General features: G+C 70.4%; 4 protein-coding genes and 1 tRNA gene. 4 read left to right on the top strand and 1 reads right to left on the bottom strand.

The annotated features are described in order from the left end of the window. Position 1: 1 nt before the first annotated feature. Positions 2-75: transfer RNA gene (locus tag GT042_RS28385), tRNA-Thr, on the bottom strand. 248 nt (positions 76-323) lie between these two features. Here GT042_RS28385 and ugpC point away from each other — a divergent pair. The 4 genes from ugpC to GT042_RS39945 form a co-directional block, all read left to right on the top strand. Beyond that, complete coding sequence (ugpC, locus tag GT042_RS28380; protein ID WP_161311568.1) at positions 324-1,448, top strand: sn-glycerol-3-phosphate ABC transporter ATP-binding protein UgpC; 1,125 nt, start codon at positions 324-326, stop codon at positions 1,446-1,448. A gap of 255 nt (positions 1,449-1,703) precedes the next feature. Continuing rightward, positions 1,704-2,126 carry a hypothetical protein gene (locus GT042_RS28375; RefSeq protein WP_161311567.1) on the top strand — a complete coding sequence of 141 codons (423 nt, stop codon included), beginning with the start codon at positions 1,704-1,706 and terminating at the stop codon, positions 2,124-2,126. Between the two features lie 38 nt (positions 2,127-2,164). Beyond that, entirely contained in the window at positions 2,165-2,953 is a 789-nt protein-coding gene (locus tag GT042_RS28370; protein WP_237531295.1) for a nucleotidyltransferase family protein, read from the top strand. Positions 2,954-3,193: 240 nt separating this feature from the next. Continuing rightward, positions 3,194-3,435, top strand: a 242-nt coding sequence (locus tag GT042_RS39945) for a hypothetical protein (protein WP_272925767.1), incomplete at its 3' end; no start/stop codon positions are given.

Genomic DNA, 3,435 nt, shown 5'->3' with positions numbered 1-3,435 from the left:
GAGCCTCCTGTCGGATTCGAACCGACGACCTACGCATTACAAGTGCGTTGCTCTGGCCAGCTGAGCTAAGGAGGCCTTCGCGCACGTCAGGGACGCGCGAGGCGGGGCTCACTCTACACAGCGGGGGTGGGGGGCAGCCACAGGTTTGGGGGCGGGGAGGAGGAGCCGAGGAACGGGGTGGTGGGAAAAATGGTGGCTGCATCTACTGACATATGCGTGGGGGCGGGGTAGCGTCACCCCAAGTTCACTCAGGTGGACTAGACCCATCCACACCTTTACTCGGATCGTCCGGCACGTTCCTGCCGGTGAGGGGACACATCACCATGGCAACCGTCTCATTCGACAAGGCCACCCGCGTTTACCCCGGCTCCACCAAGCCCGCCGTCGACCAGCTGGAGCTGGACGTCGCGGACGGCGAGTTCCTCGTGCTCGTCGGGCCCTCCGGCTGTGGCAAGTCGACCTCCCTGCGCATGCTCGCGGGTCTTGAGGACGTCAACGGCGGCGCGATCCGCATCGGCGAGCGCGACGTCACGCACCTGCCCCCGAAGGACCGGGACATCGCCATGGTGTTCCAGAACTACGCGCTCTACCCGCACATGTCCGTCGCCGACAACATGGGCTTCGCGCTCAAGATCGCCGGCGTCAACAAGGCGGAGATCCGCAAGAAGGTCGAAGAGGCCGCGAAGATCCTCGACCTCAGCGAGTACCTGGACCGCAAGCCGAAGGCGCTCTCCGGTGGTCAGCGCCAGCGTGTCGCGATGGGCCGCGCCATCGTCCGTGAGCCGCAGGTCTTCCTCATGGACGAGCCGCTGTCGAACCTCGACGCCAAGCTCCGCGTCTCCACCCGTACGCAGATCGCCTCGCTCCAGCGCCGCCTCGGCATCACCACGGTGTACGTCACCCACGACCAGGTCGAGGCCATGACCATGGGCGACCGCGTCGCGGTCCTCAAGGACGGGCTGCTCCAGCAGGTCGACTCCCCGCGCAACATGTACGACCGTCCCGCCAACCTCTTCGTCGCCGGCTTCATCGGCTCCCCCGCCATGAACCTGGTCGAGGTCCCCATCACCGACGGTGGTGTGAAGTTCGGCAACAGCGTCGTCCCCGTCTCCCGTGAGGCGCTCTCCGCCGCCACGGAGAAGGGCGACAAGACCGTCACGGTCGGCGTCCGTCCCGAGCACTTCGACCTCGCCGCCGAGGCCGACAGCGCCAAGACCCTCTCCAAGGACGCGCCGGCCGGCCTCGCCGTCACCGTCAACGTCGTCGAGGAGCTCGGCGCCGACGGGTTCGTCTACGGCACCGCCGAGGTCGGCGGCGAGACCAAGGAACTGGTCGTCCGCGTCAACGGCCGCGCCGTCCCCGACAAGGGCACCAAGCTCCACGTCGTCCCCCGCCCCGACGAGCTGCACGTCTTCTCCTCCTCCACCGGCGAGCGCCTCAGCAACTGAGCAACGAGAAGGAAGAACGAGAGGAACCAGAAGAGCGGGGTGAGCTGACGCGCCCGTCCCGCTCCGCGCCCCGAATTCCTCCGCACGGCCCCGCACTCCGGTGCGGGGCCGTCCGCGTTTCCGTACAAATACCCCGGCACACACGTCATTTCGGACAGGCCGCGTCAACCTCCGATTCGAAAGGACCGGTCGAACCGTCCCCCGAGTGAGTGACTAAATGTCGCCAAATCATTACTGCCCGCTACGCTCGCCTGCGTGACCCACTCTGCCCGCCGTATCGGCCGAACTCTCGCTCTCGTACTGCCCGTCGTCCTGGTGCTCTCCGGGACCCTCGCGGTCGCCCGTGTTCCGTGGGCGACCAGCACCACCGAGTCGCAGGTCCTGACCGCCGCCTCGGACACCGCCTCGGTACGGGCCAAGTCCCGCGCCCCCCAGGACGTACTCCGCGACAAGCTCCTGGTGGAACTCCAGGAGAAGGACCCGGGGATCGCCCTGACCCACCTCCAGCGCCAGGTCGAGGAGCGCCCGTCGCTCGCGAAGCACTGCATCTCGATCGCGCGGGCCCTCGGCCGAGCCGCCGTGGCGCACTACGGCCCCACCCGGGCGCAGTCCTTCTCGCGTCCCGTCTGTGACACGTCGTTCGCGTACGGGGTGTCCCAGCAGACCGCGGGGAGCTGACCGCCGCCTCCCTGACCGCCCCGCATATCGTTCACGGCATGCATACGTATCCGACGCAGGCCGTGGTCCTGGCGGGCGGCCAGGGGTCGCGGCTTCGCCCGTACACCGACGACCGTCCGAAGCCGATGGTCGAGATCCCCGGCACGGGGACCCCGATCATCGGCCATCAGCTCGCCTGGCTGGCCGCGGAGGGGGTGACCGACGCCGTCGTGTCGTGCGGTCATCTCGCCGAGGTGCTCCAGGAATGGCTGGCCTCGGCGGATCTTCCGCTGCGCGTCACCACCGTGGTCGAGCCCGAACCGCTCGGGCGCGGTGGCGGCCTCAAGTACGCCGCCGCGCGCCTGCCCGAGCCCGGGCAGCCCTGGTACGCCACCAATGGCGACATCTGGACACGTTTCTCGCTGCGTGACATGGCCGCGTTCCACGCGGAGCGGGACGCCACCGCCACCCTCGCCCTGGCCCGGCCCCGGATCCCCTGGGGGGCCGTCGAGACCGACGAGTTCGGGCACGTCCTCGACTTCATCGAGTCGCCGCCGTCGCCGTATCTGATCAACGCCGGTGTGTACGTGTTCTCCCCCGACTTCGTCGCCACGCTGCCGGACCGCGGCGACCACGAACGTACGACGTTCCCGCGCCTCGCCCGCGAGCGCATACTGGCCGGCTATCCGCTGCCGAACGGCGCGTACTGGCGGGCGATCGACACCGCGAAGGACCTCACGGAGGCGGCGAAGGAGCTGGCCGCGGGGGCCGGTGCCGGCAGCGACGCGGGACCGGGACGCCGCGGGTCGGGCGCCGGTAGCGGTACGGGGGGCTCAGCGCCCCTGTAAGGGCCAGGCCCGTCCCCGTACCCCATTAGGCCCCTCCCCTGCCGCTCTGAGGTGCTCCACGGCCCCTCACGGGCCGCCACCACGCGGGCCACACACCAAGAGACGGTCCCGTCCGGAACTCCGCCGCCGTACCGCCGCGTTGTCCCGGACCGGACCGTCTCTTGTACGTCTCCGTCTCCCCGGCGCGTCCCCGCGCCGGGCCGTCAGCCCAGCAACCCCCCGATCGGGTTCCGCGCCCCCGTGCCGCCCGACGACGAGCCGCCCGTCGTGGACGAGCCGCCGTCCGTGCCCCCCGTACCGCCGCTGCTGCCGTCGCCCGTGCTGCCGCTGGACGACGGGCCCTGGCTGGTGGGCGGGGGCGGCGGGGCCTGCTCGGACGTGCGCGGGGGCACGGCGCCGGTGCCCTGGGTCTGGCTCGGCTGCTGCTGCCCGCTGTTCTGGCCGCTCCCCGCGCTCGCCGTCTCCCGCGCCGGAGTGCGCGC

This window comes from Streptomyces sp. SID3212 (assembly GCF_009865405.1).
In the GTDB taxonomy this organism is placed as follows: Bacteria; Actinomycetota; Actinomycetes; order Streptomycetales; family Streptomycetaceae; genus Streptomyces.
The sequence above is the reverse complement of the archived record's forward strand: the minus strand, read 5'-3'. Positions and strand labels throughout refer to the sequence as shown.